Annotated in this window: 10 protein-coding genes; 3 read left to right on the top strand and 7 right to left on the bottom strand. The window is 75.5% G+C overall.

What is annotated here, in order from left to right:
- Positions 1 to 31: 31 nt before the first annotated feature.
- Positions 32 to 967 carry an Lrp/AsnC family transcriptional regulator gene (locus tag SCATT_RS31535; protein WP_014151307.1) on the top strand — a complete coding sequence of 312 codons (936 nt, stop codon included), beginning with the start codon at positions 32 to 34 and terminating at the stop codon, positions 965 to 967.
- A gap of 16 nt (positions 968 to 983) precedes the next feature.
- Here SCATT_RS31535 and SCATT_RS31530 read toward each other — a convergent pair whose 3' ends face one another.
- The 5 genes from SCATT_RS31530 to SCATT_RS31510 are packed head-to-tail and all read right to left on the bottom strand — an operon-like array spanning position 984 to position 9,052.
- A complete protein-coding gene (locus tag SCATT_RS31530) occupies positions 984 to 2,366 on the bottom strand; it encodes a nitrate/nitrite transporter (protein WP_014151309.1) in 1,383 nt (460 codons plus the stop codon).
- 29 nt (positions 2,367 to 2,395) lie between these two features.
- Entirely contained in the window at positions 2,396 to 2,788 is a 393-nt protein-coding gene (gene nirD / locus SCATT_RS31525; RefSeq protein WP_014151310.1) for a nitrite reductase small subunit NirD, read from the bottom strand.
- Positions 2,785 to 5,382, bottom strand: a complete 2,598-nt coding sequence (nirB, locus tag SCATT_RS31520; RefSeq protein ID WP_014151311.1) for a nitrite reductase large subunit NirB — start codon at positions 5,380 to 5,382, stop codon at positions 2,785 to 2,787. Before nirB ends, nirD begins: the two co-directional genes overlap by 4 nt.
- A complete protein-coding gene (locus SCATT_RS31515) occupies positions 5,379 to 6,611 on the bottom strand; it encodes an NAD(P)/FAD-dependent oxidoreductase (protein ID WP_014151312.1) in 1,233 nt (410 codons plus the stop codon). Before SCATT_RS31515 ends, nirB begins: the two co-directional genes overlap by 4 nt.
- The gene (locus SCATT_RS31510; RefSeq protein WP_014151313.1) at positions 6,608 to 9,052 is read right to left on the bottom strand and encodes a molybdopterin oxidoreductase family protein; all 2,445 of its coding nucleotides are present in this window, start codon (positions 9,050 to 9,052) and stop codon (positions 6,608 to 6,610) included. The genes SCATT_RS31515 and SCATT_RS31510 overlap by 4 nt, the downstream gene beginning before the upstream one ends.
- 192 nt (positions 9,053 to 9,244) lie before the next feature.
- On the opposite strand from SCATT_RS31510, the gene SCATT_RS31505 reads away from it, so the two are divergent.
- Complete coding sequence (locus SCATT_RS31505) at positions 9,245 to 10,378, top strand: uroporphyrinogen-III synthase (protein WP_014151314.1); 1,134 nt, start codon at positions 9,245 to 9,247, stop codon at positions 10,376 to 10,378.
- A gap of 134 nt (positions 10,379 to 10,512) precedes the next feature.
- Entirely contained in the window at positions 10,513 to 10,812 is a 300-nt protein-coding gene (locus tag SCATT_RS31500; RefSeq protein ID WP_014151315.1) for a glutaredoxin domain-containing protein, read from the top strand.
- A 38-nt stretch (positions 10,813 to 10,850) separates the two neighbouring features.
- Here SCATT_RS31500 and SCATT_RS31495 read toward each other — a convergent pair whose 3' ends face one another.
- Together SCATT_RS31495 and SCATT_RS31490 are read right to left on the bottom strand one after the other, a co-directional pair.
- Positions 10,851 to 11,849 (bottom strand): beta-ketoacyl-ACP synthase 3, encoded by a 999-nt coding sequence (locus tag SCATT_RS31495; RefSeq protein ID WP_014151316.1) that lies wholly within the window; start codon positions 11,847 to 11,849, stop codon positions 10,851 to 10,853.
- A gap of 217 nt (positions 11,850 to 12,066) precedes the next feature.
- Positions 12,067 to 13,230: an alpha/beta hydrolase family protein gene (locus SCATT_RS31490; RefSeq protein ID WP_041823653.1), complete on the bottom strand. Its 1,164-nt coding sequence runs from the start codon at positions 13,228 to 13,230 to the stop codon at positions 12,067 to 12,069.
- Positions 13,231 to 13,318: the final 88 nt, after the last annotated feature.

Genomic DNA, 13,318 nt, shown 5'->3' with positions numbered 1-13,318 from the left:
GGTGCCCGCTGGGTGAGCGAAAATGGACACCATGACGCGTGAGATGGCGGTCGATGCCCTCGACGACACGGATCAGCGGCTGATCGCCGCTTTGCAGTGCGACGGGCGGCTCACCGCCGAGCGGGCCGGGCGGGTGCTGGGGCTGAGCGCGCGGACGGTGCACCGGCGATGGCGCGCGCTCCTCGCGGACGGGGTGGTGCGGGTGGTGGCGGCGCCGGACCGGGGCGGCGCGCTGGGGGCGACGCTGCTGCGGGTGAAGGTGCTGCGCGGCACGGTGGAGGTGATCGCCGACGCGCTCGCGGCCCGCCCGGACGTGCCGTACGTGGATCTGTCGGCGACCGGGGACGAGATCCACGCCGTCGCGGTGAGCGCCGCGGGCGCGCGGGACGCGCTGGTGTTCCGGCGGCTGACCGCCACCCGGGCGGTCACCTCGGTCACCGCGGCGCAGGTGGTGCACGTGTTCGCCTACTCCTCCGACTGGCGCCACGACGTGCTCACCCCCGCCGAGCGGGCGGCGCTGGCCCCGCCGCGTCCGGCCCCCGCCGCCGCCCGCGGCCTGGACGCCGTGGACCGGGACGTGCTCGCCGCGTTGCGGGACGACGCCCGCGCCCCGGCCGCCGCGGTCGCCGCCGCCTGCGGGCACCCCGACTCCACGGTGCGCCGCCGGATCGCCGCGCTGAGCGGACGCGGGCTGCTGCGCACCGAGGTCTGGGCGGACGTGCGGCGGCTCGGGCTCGCCGTGGACGCCAACGTGCTGATGCGGGTGGCCCCGGCCCGGCTGGACGCGGTGGGGCGCGCGCTCGCCCGTCATCCGGCGGTGCACGGGGCGTTCGCCACCGCGGGGCGGCCAATCTGTACGCCGCGGTGTGGCTGCGGGACCTGGCGGATCTGTACCGGTTCGTCACGCGTGACCTCGGCGGGCTCGGGGTGGCCGAGGCGGAGACGGTGGTCGTGGGCCGGCCGGTGAAGCGCCCGGGGGCCGTTCACACCCCGGGCGTGCGGGCCCCCGGTCGCAGGTATACGCCCCAGGTGACCAGCGCGCACACCCCGTAGGCGGCGAGGAAGGCGAGGTAGGCCGGGTCGCCGTGGTGCGCGGTCAGGAACGTCTGCCGGAAGGCGAGGTTGACCAGGACGCCGCCGAACCCGCCGACGGCTCCGGCGAGTCCGATCAGCGCGGTGGCGTGCCGGCGGGCGGTGGCACCGGCGGCGGCCGGATCGGCGCCGGCCCGTTCGGCGGCGCGGGCCCGGGCCTGGAAGACGGCCGGGATCATCTTGTACGTCGACCCGTTGCCCACGCCGCTGAGGACGAAGAGCGCCACGAACCCGGTGAGGAAGAGGGCGAGCGAGGCGGTGCGGGAGGCGATCAGCACGGTGAGCGCGCCGGCCGCCATCGCCGCGAAGGCGGCCAGCGTCACCCGCGCCCCGCCCCACCGGTCGGCGAGCGCCCCGCCCAGCGGACGCGCCAGCGATCCGGCCAGCGGCCCGAGGAACGTCAGGTACGCGGCCTTGAGCGGGGTGTCGAACTGCTGGTGGAACTGGACCTGGAGGACCTGTCCGAAGGCGAAGCCGAACCCGATGAACGAGCCGAAGGTGCCCACGTACAGCAGGGAGACCACCCAGGTGTGCGGCAGCCGAAGGATCTCGCGCAGCGCCCGCCGGTCCGCGCCGGTACCGGTGGCCGGCAGGTTGTCCATCCGCAGCGCGGCGCCGAGCGCGGCGAGCACCACGAGCGGCAGGTAGACGCCGGGCAGCAGCCGCGGGTGGGCGGCGCCGGCGGTGGCGAGCACCAGCAGTCCGACGAGTTGCACGGCGGCCACGCCGACGTTGCCGCCGCCGGCGTTGATGCCCAGCGCGCGCCCCTTGAGGTGCTGCGGGTAGAAGGCGTTGATGTTGGCCATCGAGGAGGCGAAGTTGCCGCCGCCCACCCCGGCCACCGCGGCGAGCGCCAGCAGGGTTCCGTACGGTACGCCGGGGCGCAGCAGCACGGCGGCGGCGACGGTGGGCACCAGCAGCAACAGGGCGCTGAACACCGTCCAGTTGCGTCCGCCGAACCGGGCCACCGCGAAGGTGTACGGCAGCCGCAGCGCCGATCCGACGGCCGTGGGCACCGCGGTCAGCAGGAACTTGCCGGCCGGGTCGATGTGGTATTCCGGGCCGAGGAAGAGCACCAGCGCCGACCACAGGCTCCACACCGAGAAGCCGATGTGTTCGGTGAGCACCGAGTGGACCAGGTTGCGCCGGGCCACCCGGGCGCCGGTGGCCGCCCAGAAGGCGGGGTCCTCCGGCCGCCATTCGTCGAGGGTACGGGGGCGTGCGCCGGGGGCGGCGGCGCGGGCGCGGCCGGACGGCGGGACTGTCGTGGTCATGGGCACCTGCCGGGTGGTGGGGGCTCGGGTCAGGGGTGGTGCGCGGTGTCCGGGGCGAGGCGGACGCGGCGGCAGCGCAGCCGGGCGGGGGCGCCGTCGGGGGTGGTCTCCTCGTCCAGGCAGTCGCCGGTGCGCAGCGAGAAGGCGTGCTTGTACATCGGGGAGAAGACCACCGGGACGCCGTCGCGGGTGCCGGTGATGCCACGGGCGATGACGTACGCGTGGCTGAACGGGTCGAGGTTGTCGACCGCGTACAGCGCGCCGGAGCGGTCCCGGAAGAGCGCCACCTGGGCGCCGCCGACCAGCACGGCGACACCGCGTCCGGGCAGCAGGTCGCGGTAGGCGCAGACCGGGGTCCAGGTGCCGTCGTCGTCGATCTCGACGGTGGCGTTCGGGAGTTGGACGGGGACGAGCGTGGTCATCGGGGACGGACCTCCAGTCGCGGGCCGGCGATCACGGTGGCGCCGACGAGTTCGCCGTCGGGGGCGGCGGCCTCCTCCGGGCGGGCCGGGCGGATCTGGCCGCGTTCGGGGACGAAGCGCACCGTGGGGTCGGGGACGTCGGGGGCGTTGGCGAATGAGACGAAGCGCCGCAGGCGGTCGGGGTCGGCGAGGGTGGCCGCCCACTCGTCCTGGTACGTCTCGATGTGACGTTGCATCAGTTCGTCGAGGTCGGCGCAGATGCCGAGCGAGTCGTCGAGGACGACCTCGCGCAGGTGGTCGAGGCCGCCGTCGAGGCGTTCCAGCCAGGGCGCGGTGCGTTCCAGGCGGTCGGCGGTGCGGATGTAGAACATCAGGAAGCGGTCGATGGTGCGGATCAGGGTGTCGCGGTCGAGGTCGGCGGCGAGCAGGTCGGCGTGGCGCGGGGTCATGCCGCCGTTGCCTCCGACGTAGAGGTTCCAGCCGGCGGAGGTGGCGATGACGCCGAAGTCCTTGCTCTGCGCCTCGGCGCACTCGCGGGCGCAGCCGGAGACGGCGGCCTTGAGCTTGTGCGGGGAGCGCAGTCCGCGGTAGCGCAGCTCCAGTTCGATGGCGAGCGCCACCGAGTCCTGCACCCCGTAGCGGCACCAGGTCTCGCCGACGCAGGACTTCACGGTGCGCAGCGCCTTGCCGTAGGCGTGGCCGGATTCGAAGCCGGCGTCGACCAGTCGGCGCCAGATGCGCGGCAGGTCGTCGAGGCGGGCGCCGAACAGGTCGATGCGCTGGCCTCCGGTGATCTTGGTGTAGAGGCCGAAGTCACGGGCGATCTCGCCGATGGTGATCAGCCCCTCGGGGGTGATCTCGCCGCCGGGGACGCGCGGTACGACCGAGTAGGAGCCGTTGCGTTGCAGGTTGGCGAGCACGTGGTCGTTGGTGTCCTGCAAGGCGGCCTGTTCGCCGTCGAGGACGTAGGTGTTGGTCAGGGACGCCAGGATGGAGGCGACGACGGGTTTGCAGACCTCGCACCCCTCGCCGGTGCCGTGTTCGTCGACCAGCCGGGAGAAGGTGGTGATCCCCTTGGCCCGGACGATCTCGTAGAGTTCGGCGCGGGTGTGGGTGAAGTGTTCGCACAGTCCCGGTGCGACCTCGGCGCCGGAGGCGGCCAGTTCGGACTCCACGATCGCGGTGACGGTCTTGAGGCAACTCCCGCAGCCGGTACCGGCCTTGGTGCACTTCTTCACCTCCGTGACGCCGGCGCACCCCTGGTCGGTGACGGCGCGGCGGATGACGCCCTTGGCGACGTTGTGGCAGGAGCAGATCACCGCGTCGTCGGGGAGGGCGCCGGGGCCGGCCGGGGCGCCGCCGCCGGTGGCCGGCAGCAGCAGCCGTTCGGGCGGTGCGGGCAGCCGGGTGGAGCCGACCAGCGGGCGCAGCGTGCCGTAGGACTCGGTGTCGCCGACCAGGACGCCGCCGAGCAGGGCGCCGTCCGCGCCGAGCACGAGTTTCTTGTAGACGCCGGCCCGGCTGTTGGCGTACAGCACCTCCAGGGCGCCCTCGGCGGTGCCGTGCGGGTCGCCGAAGCTGGCCACGTCGACGCCGAGGAGTTTGAGCTTGGTGGAGGTGTCGCCGCCGGTGAAGGAGGCGTCGTGGCCGGTGAGGTCGCGGGCGGCGGCCTCGGCCATGGCGTAGCCGGGGGCCACCAGGCCGTAGACCCGGCCGTCGGCGGCCTGGGCGCATTCGCCGATGGCCCAGATGTGCGGGTCGGCGGTGCGGCAGCGGGCGTCCACGGTGATGCCGCCGCGTTCGCCGACCGGCAGGCCGCAGTCGCGGGCGAGCTGGTCGCGCGGGCGGACGCCGGCCGAGAAGACCACCAGGTCGGTGTCGAGCACGGTGCCGTCGGAGAGTTCCATGGCGGCGACCCGGCCGTCCGGTCCGGGGTCGATGCGCTGGGTGCCGGCGCCGGTGTGCACGGTGACGCCCAGCTCCTCGATGCGGCGGCGCAGCAACTGGCCGCCGCCCTCGTCGACCTGGAGGGCCATCAGGCGCGGGGCGAACTCGACGACGTGGGTGTCGAGCCCCATCTCGGTGAGGGCACCGGCCGCCTCCAGGCCGAGCAGCCCGCCGCCGACCACCACTCCGGTGCGGGCGTGGGCGGCCTCCGCCCGGATCCCGGCGACGTCGTCCAGGGTGCGGTAGACGTGGCAGCCGGTGGCGTCGTGGCCGGGCACCGGGGGGACGAACGGGTACGAGCCGGTGGCCAGCACCAGCGCGTCGTAGCCGAGGGTGTGGCCGGCGGCCGTGGTGACGGTGCGGGCCGCGCGGTCCACCGAGGTCACCGGGTCGCCCAGGCGCAGTTCGATGCCGTGCCCGGTGAGGAAGTCGTCGTCGCACAACGACAGTTCCTCGGCGGTGGTTCCGGCGAACCACGAGGTCAGATGGACCCGGTCGTACGCCGGGCGGGGTTCCTCGGCGAGCACGGTCACCCGCCAGCGCGCCCCCGCGCCGGAGTCGAAGAGCGCTTCGAGGAATCGCTGGCCGACCATGCCGTGGCCGACCAGTACGAGGTGGCCGGGTGCGGTCGGGGAGGGGTTCGTCATGCGGCTCCTTCGGTGGTGAGCAGGTGCGTCGGGTCGCCGGGCAGCGCGTGGGCGCCGTCCAGGAAGGCCCGGGTGAGGTCGCCGACGGCGGTGAGGTCGCCGAGCAGGATCCCGCCGACGAGGCGGTCGCCGCGCAGCACGAGCTTGCGGTACGAGCCCCGGGTGGCGTCGGCCAGGCGCACCACGTCGGCGCCGGGTACGTCGCCGGTCTCGCCGAAGGCGGCGTACTCCAGCGGGCCGGCGGTGAGCCGGAACAGCCGCGGCGACCCGGGGTAGGCGGCCTCGGGGCCGGCCCCGGACAGCCGCGCGGCGAGCACGTCGGCCTGGTCCCAGGCGGGTCCGGCCAGGCCGTGCGCGACACCGCGGTGTTCGGCGCAGTCGCCGATGGCCGAGATGTGCGGGGCGGAGGTGGCGAGGTGGTCGTCGACCACGACGCCGTACGCGGTGCGCAGGCCCGCGCGGCGGGCGAGCCCGGTACGCGGGCGGACCCCGCAGGCCAGGACGAGGAGGTCGGCGTCGAGCACCCGGCCGTCGGCGAGTTCCACCCCGGTGACCCGGCCGGTGCCGCGCAGTGCGTGCGGGCGGGCGCCGAGGTGGACGCCTATGCCGAGCGCGGTGAGCCCGCGGACCAGCGTGCCGGACGCGCCCGCGTCGAGGTGACGCCCTATCAGGTGGCTTGCCTCGTGGACGAGTTCGGTGGTCACCCCGAGCGCGGTCAGGGCGCGCGCCGCGCTCACCCCGAGCACGCCGCCGCCGACCACGACCGCGCGGCCGGCCGACGCCGCCGCCCCGGCGAGCCGCCCGCAGTCGTCCAGCGTCCGCAGCACGTGTACGCCCTCGGCCGGTCCGCCGACGGTACGCAGCCCCGGCAACCGCGGCAGCACCGGCTCCGCCCCGACGGCCAGCACCAGGTGGTCGTACCCGGCCCCGCTGCCGTCGGCCAGCCGCACCGCACGCGCGGCGACGTCCACCCCCACCACCCGGGTCCCGGTGCGCACCCGCGTCCCGTTCCCGGCCGGCAGCGCGACATCCTCCGGCCGCAGCCGCCCGGTGAGCACCTCGGCCAGGAGCGCCCGGTTGTACGGAACGTGTGCCTCCGCCCCGTACAACGTCACCTCCACCTCCGGCGCCCGCCCCGCCATCTGCTCCGCGAACCGCGCCGCGGCCATCCCCGCCCCGACCACCGCCACCCTCCGCACCGCCCCCGCCACCACCCGCACCCCGCTCACGCCGCCCCCTCCCCACCCGTCCCCGCCACGAAAGCGCCCCGAGCGCCGGCCCCCGGCACGAACGCACCCCCGGCCAGGCCGACGTCCGGCACCCCTGCCGACCCCGACGACGCACCCGCACCGGAACCCGGCACGAACTCGCCCCCCGCTGCGCCGGAAACCTCCGGCGCCCCCGCGAGCACGGCACCCACCCCCGCCACGGGCGCGGCACCCGCCGCGGCTCCCTCCGGCACCGCGGCCGGCTGCACCGGCGCACCCGCACCGGAACCCGGCACGAACTCGCCCCCGGCCGCGCCGGAAACGTCCGGCACCCGCGCGAGCGCGGCACCCGCCGCGGCTCCCTCCCGCACCGGGGTCGGTCGCGCCGCCGGGGACTTCTCCACGCGGACCGCGCACACCTTGAACTCCGGCATCCGGGACACCGGGTCGAGCGCCGGGTTGGTCAGGGTGTTGGCGCGGCCGGGGCCGTCCCAGTGGAAGGGCATGAAGACGGTGTCGGGACGGATGGCGTCGGTGACCCGGGCCGGGGCGAGGGCGTGGCCGCGCCGGCTGGTGACCGTGAGCAGGTCGCCCTCGGCCACGCCGAGCCGCGCGGCGAGGTGGGGGTGGAGCTCCACGAAGGGCCCGGGGGCGGCGGCGGCCAGTTCGGCGACGCGCCGGGTCTGGGCACCGCTCTGGTACTGGGCGACCACCCGGCCGGTGGTCAGATGGAGCGGGAAGTCCGCGTCGGGCACCTCGGCGGCCGGGCGGTGCGAGACGGCGGCGAACCGGGCCCGTCCGTCCGGCGTGGCGAAGCGGTCGAGGAAGAGCCGCGGGGTGCCGGGGTCGGACTGGTCGCGGCAGGGCCAGTGCAGCCCCTCACCGGCGCGGATCCGCCGGTAGCTGATGCCCGCGTAGTCGGCCGGGCCGCCCGCGGAGGCGCGGCGCAGTTCGTCGAAGACCTCCTCGGGGTCGTCGGAGAACCCGTCGCGCACCCCGAACCGCGCGGCCAGGTCGCGCAGCACCCGCAGGTCGGTGCGGACCCCCTCGGGCGGGGTGAGCGCGGCCTGCCGCAGGACGACCCTGCCCTCCAGGTTGGTCATGGTGCCGGTCTCCTCGGCCCACTGGGCGACCGGCAGGACGACGTCGGCCAGGCACGCGGTCTCCGACAGCACCACGTCGCCCACCGCGAGGAAGTCCAGCGCCCGCAGGCGTTCGGTGACATGGGCGGCGTGCGGGGCGGAGACCACCGGGTTGGACCCCATCAGCAGCAGCGCCCGGGCCCCGCCGTCCCGGCCGAGGGTGTCGAGGAGTTCGTACGCGGAGCGTCCCGGGCCCGGCAGGTCGTCGGGGTCGACGCCCCAGACGCGGGCGACGTGGGCGCGGGCGGCGGGGTCGGTGATGGACCGGTAGCCGGGCAACTGGTCGGCCTTCTGGCCGTGTTCCCGGCCGCCCTGGCCGTTGCCCTGGCCGGTGAGGCAGCCGTAACCGGAGCCGGGGCGCCCCGCCTTGCCGGCCGCCAGGCACAGGTTGATCCAGGCGCCCACCGTGTCGGTGCCCTTGCTGTGCTGTTCGGAGCCGCGGGCGGTGAGCACCATGGCGGTGGCGGCGTCGGCGAACGCGGTGACGGCCTGCCGCATCGCCGGCACCGGGACGCCGGTGATCGCCTCGACCCGTTCCGGCCAGTGAGCCATCGCCGCCGCGCGGGCCTGCTCGAAGCCGGTGGTGCGGGCGGCGACGAAGTCCTCGTCCACCCGGCCGTCGGCGATCAGCAGGTGCAGCATGCCGAGGGCGAGCGCGAGGTCGGTGCCGGGGACCGGGCGCAGATGGAGGTCGGCCTGTTCGGCGGTGCGGGTGCGGCGCGGGTCGACGACGACGAGCCGGCCGCCGTTCTCCCGCAGTTCGCGGAAGTAACGCAGCGCGGGCGGCATCGTCTCGGCCGGGTTGGCGCCGACCAGCACGACGCACCCGGCGCGGGCGATGTCGGCCAGCGGGAACGGCAGTCCGCGGTCGAGCCCGAAGGCGGCCTTGTGCGCCGCCGCCGCCGACGACATGCAGAACCGGCCGTTGTAGTCGATGGACGCGGTGCGCAGCACCACGCGGGCGAACTTGCCGAGCGCGTACGCCTTCTCGTTGGTCAGCCCGCCGCCGCCGAGGACACCGACCGCGTCGGCGCCGTACCGTCGCCGCACCGTGGTCAGCCCCGCCGCGATCCGGTCCAGCGCCTCCTCCCACGTCGCCTCGCGCAGCGGCGCGCCGCGGCCGTCGCGGACCAGCGGCGAGGTGAGCCGGGCGGCCCGGTCCAGCAGGGCGGGGGCGGTGCGGCCCTTGCCGCACAGGGCGCCCCGGTTCACCGGGAACTCCGGCCGCTCCCGCACCTCCACGCCGGCGCCGTCCCGCGCCGCGAGGCGCATGCCGCACTGGAGCGCGCAGTACGGACAGTGGGTGTCGGTCGTCGTCATGGCAACGAGACTCGCCCGTGGCCGTTACACCGCGAGGTCCGCCGTGTTGCGGTGACGGCACGGCCGGCTCACGTCGTCGCCGGTGGCGGGTGAGGCGGACGACATCTTCCGTAACACGGGCGACGCGTTCGCTTACTGCCTCGTGACCTGCCGGGAACCGGCCGGTAACATCCGGGACCGACCCTGCACCCCATGGGTACTGCCACGACCGCCGCGCCGCCGCCGGGACCGCTGACCGGTTTCACCATCGGCGTGACCGCGACGCGCCGCCGCGAGGAGCTGGTGGCCCTGCTGCGCCGCCGTGGCGCCCGGGTGGTCGAGGCGCCCACCTTGCGGATCGTCCCGCTGGACGACGACGCCGCGCTTCGCCGGGCCACCGAGCGCTGCCTGGCCGCGCCGCTGGACTACGTGGTGGCCACCACCGGGCTCGGCTGGCGCGGCTGGATGAGCGCCGCCGACGGGTGGGGGCTGGCCGCCGGGCTCGCCGCGGCCTGCCGGGGGGCCGCCGTGCTCACCCGTGGCCCCAAGGCGACCGGGGCGGTACGCGCCTCGGGGCTGGCCGAGACGTATTCGCCGGGCTCGGAGGCCACCGGTGAGCTGCTGCGCTGGCTGCTGGCGAGGGAGCTGGCCGGCCGCCGGGTCGCGGTGCAGGAGCACGGCGCCCCGCTCGACGGCTTCGCCGCGGCGCTGCGGGACCGTGGCGCCGAGGTGATCGAGGTGCCGGTCTACCGCTGGGGCCCGCCGGAGGACCCGGAGGCGGTGCGCCGCCTGGTGGAGCTGACGGTGCGGCGGGAGGTGCACGCGCTGACGTTCACCAGCGCCCCGGCGATCGACGCGCTGCTGCGGTGCGCCGACTCCGCCGGACGGCGGGCGCAGGTGCTCGCCGCGCTCGGCGGTGACGTGCTCGCCGCGTGCGTGGGCCCGCTGTGCGCCCGGCCCCTGCTCGACCTGGGTATCCACGCGGTGGTGCCGGAACGCGGCCGGCTCGGCGCGCTCGTCCGCACCCTCGCCGAACGCCTCCCGGCGCGTGGCCGGGTCGAACTGGTCAGCGGGGCGCTGCGCGTCGTCCTCCAGGGCGACGCGGTGGTGGTGGACGACGGGGCGGTGACACTGCCGCCGATGCTGGCCGCGCTGCTGCGGGCGCTGGCCGAGCAACCCGGCCGGGTGCTCAGCCGGGCCGAACTCCTGCGCCGCGTCTGGGGTTCCGGCCAGGCCGACGAACACGCCGTGGAGGCCGCGGTGGCCCGGCTGCGCGGCGCGCTGGGCGCCCACGCCGGGCTGGTCCGCACGGTGCCCAAGCGCGGCTACCGGCTCGCGGTGGGCTGACCGGCACCCGCCCGCACACCGTGGACGCCGACTGACGCACCGTCACATACCGGCCGCGCCCGACCGAACGCACCCGCCACCGGCACATGCTGCACTACGCTGTGGCCACACGGGAACGGGCGGCAGGGGGTGGCATGTCCGCGGATCACGACGGCGTGGTCGTCTACTGGCGGCCGGGGTGCCCGTACTGCATGAAGCTGCGGCTGCTGCTGCGGCTGTCCCGGCTGCCCTTCACCGAGGTCGACATCTGGCGCGACCACGAGGCCGCCGCCTTCGTCCGCTCGGTGGCCGGCGGCAACGAGACGGTGCCGACGGTCACGGTGGCGGGCAAGGCGATGGTGAACCCGTCGCGCCGCCGGCTGCTGGGCGCGGTACGCACCTACGCCCCGCATCTGCTCGCCGCGCCGGGCGGCCGGGCGGGCCGCCGGGGCTGACGGCACCGGGTGCGCGGGCGTTCAGGGTGCGGGGGCGTTCAGGGCACCACGACGACCTGGGCCGCGTAGCTCAGCCCGGCGCCGAATCCGATGAGCAGGGCGAGTTCGCCGGAGAGCGTCGGGTCGCGGTGGAGCAGGGCGTCCAGGGCCAGCGGGATGGAGGCCGCGGAGGTGTTGCCGGTACGGGTGATGTCGCGGGCCACGGTCACCGTCGGCGGCAGGTCGAGGGCGGCCACGATCCCGCTGATCATGCGGTCGTTGGCCTGGTGGGGGACGAAGACGCGCAGGTCCTCCAGGCGCACGCCGGCCCGGCGCACCGCGGCCCGGGCCGCCTCGGGCACATGGGCGTGCACCCAGCGGTAGAGCGCGGGGCCCTGCATCTTCAGGTGGCCCGGGGTCCACGGGGCGCGCGCCCCGTCCGGCCCGGCCCCGGCGGGGCGGGTGAGGAAGTCACGGCAGGCGGTGTCGCTCCCCCACACCGGGGCGGCGATGCCCGGCTCGCCGGACCGGCACACCACCGCGGCGCCGGCCCCGTCGGCGAAGATCACCCGGGTGGTGCGGTCGCCGTGGTCGACGATGTCGCTCATCCGCTCGGCGCCGACCACCACGATCCGCTCGAAGGTACGTCCGCCGATCAGGGTGCGGGCCATCTCCAGGGCGTAACAGAAGCCCGCGCAGGCCGCGTTGACGTCGAGCGCGGCACGGGGCGCCGGGGTCAGCCGGTCGGCGATGCCCCGGGCGAGGGAGCGGCCGTGGCGGGCGTGGCTCATGGTCGCCGCGATCACGCAGTCGATGTCGGCCATGGCGAGACCGGCCCGGCGCACCGCGGTGCGAGCGGCGCGGGCGCCGAGGTATTCGATGGGTTCGGTGTCGTCGGCGAGGTGGCGGGCGGTGATCCCGGTGCGCTGCCTGATCCACTCGTCCGAGGTGTCCAGCGCGCCCGCCCGCACCAGCTCGGCGTTGCCGACCCGGGCCCGGGGCCGGTATCCGGCGACCGAGACGAGCCGGGCGTGCGCCGGGGTCGTGTCCACCAGCATGGCGTTCCCCCCTCGGACGGCCCCCGCCAAGGACGCCGTCACCATACGAAAAGTAAATGAATTGGTCCTCTTTCCTCCAAAATGGTCACCTCGGGCGCCCGCCGGCGGCAATGCCCCGGTCGGGCGCCGTGATCGGCGCGCGGACGCACACCGGAGCGCCCGCGCCCACCTTGCCCCCGCCACGCGCCCCGCCCGCGTGGCGCTCGGCACCGAGGTGTCACGGGTGGAAGGTGACCTCCGGGTCGGCCGCGGTGGGGCCGTCCAGGACCGGCTGCGCGATGCCCTTCAGGTGCAGGTCGAAGAAGGCACCGACGTAGGTGCGGGTGAGCTGGACCGACCGCGGAGCGGAGATCGTGGTGCCGGGTGGTTCGGGGACGCCGATCCGGTCGGCGAGGATCTGGAGGTCGGTGAAGCTGCTGTGGTTGGCGCCGTTGACGGTCAGCCAGCGTTTCCAGCCGTCGAGGTGGGCCCAGCCGCTCGTCCAGGTCTCGTCCTCCTGGCCGGCCGGCAGGGCGTGGCCCATGAGCATGAAGGGCCGGCCGCCCAGCCCGTTCCCGGGGACCGGCGCGAACATGGTGCCGTCGAGGTTGACCCCGGCCCGTACCCGCTTGTCGGCGGCCATCGTGGTCACCGCGGCGTCGCCGCCGAGGGAGTGGCCGGCCACCCCGATCCGCCTGGCGTCGATCAGGTGGGCGTAGCGCCAGGCCGGGTGACGGCTCGTCAGCTGATCGATGACGAACGAGATGTCCTTCGCCCGGCTCTCCGCCACCACCCCGGGTCCGCCCGCCGGCGGCTTGTCGCAGATGGCACAGGGGAGCGTCCGCCCGTCGGGGAAGGTGGTGCCGGAGTTCTCGTAGGTGTGGTCGACCAGGGCGACGACGTAACCGCGACTGGTCAACTCCTCGGCCAGCGAGGTGAGTTCGGTGCGCGGCATGGTGAAGCCGGGCGAGAGGACGACCAGCGGGAACCTGCCGTGCTCCGGACGCGCGCCGGTGCGCGACCAGGTGCGGGTCCCGCTGACCAGCTCCGGCGGGACCGTGGTGCCCGGCAGCTTCATCTGGAGCATCATCCGGGCCGCGTCGATGGTCATGTACGGGGCCGGTCCGCCGGTGCCGGGCCGGGCGGGGTAGTACATCGACACCATGAGCTGCCGCGGTCCCGCCGACGGCACCCACGGGTCCTGCCGGTGCTCGTCGACGAGGTGCAGGATCTCCCGGCCGACCGCGTACGGACCGGTGGGGCGGGGCAGTTGCGCGGGTCTCTCCCGGGTCTCGGACGCCGCGACGGGGGCGGCTGCCGAGGCCGGGACCGCGGCGAGCACCGGTAGCGGCAGGACGAGCGCGAGCACGGCGGCTGCGGCCGTGCGACGTATTCGTGTCATGCCGAGGACGCTAGAACGCACCACACGTAACGGCGTCACCCTGGAGGGGGAAGGCATCTCACCCCCGGAACCATCCCTTCCTCCCCAC

The organism is Streptantibioticus cattleyicolor NRRL 8057 = DSM 46488 (assembly GCF_000240165.1).
Taxonomy (GTDB): Bacteria; Actinomycetota; Actinomycetes; order Streptomycetales; family Streptomycetaceae; genus Streptantibioticus; species Streptantibioticus cattleyicolor.
Note: the sequence above shows the minus strand (reverse complement) of the source record. Positions and strands in the feature narration are given on the sequence as shown.